The sequence below is a fragment of the Bradyrhizobium cosmicum genome (assembly GCF_032290525.1).
GTDB lineage: Bacteria > Pseudomonadota > Alphaproteobacteria > Rhizobiales > Xanthobacteraceae > Bradyrhizobium > Bradyrhizobium cosmicum_A.
Genome location: NZ_JASXTA010000396.1, coordinates 1 through 253 on the forward strand (window position 1 = coordinate 1; position 253 = coordinate 253).

Here is a 253-nt window from a genome sequence, read left to right on the forward strand (position 1 = left end):
GTTTTATTGTGTGGCGAATATGCCGGGTGCCGTGCCGCATACGTCGACGTATGCGTTGACGAATGCGACGATGCGGTATGTGTTGTTGTTGGCTGATGAGGGTTGGAGGGGTGCGTGTGGGTCGCGTGATGATTTGCGGCGTGGTTTGGCGACTTGTGGTGGGAAGTTGGTGAGTGCGCCGGTGGGTGAGGCGTTGGGTATTGAGTGTGTGCCTGTGTCTGAGGTGTTGTGAGGTTGGTGGTGGGGGTGAAAC

1 protein-coding gene is annotated in these 253 nt (G+C 57.3%); it reads left to right on the top strand.

Going from position 1 to position 253, the window contains the following annotated elements; translation table 11 throughout:
• Positions 1-10 precede the first annotated feature (10 nt).
• Positions 11-232 carry a hypothetical protein gene (locus QSV46_RS41675; RefSeq protein WP_409997301.1) on the top strand — a complete coding sequence of 74 codons (222 nt, stop codon included), beginning with the start codon at positions 11-13 and terminating at the stop codon, positions 230-232.
• The last annotated feature ends 21 nt before the right edge of the window (positions 233-253 follow it).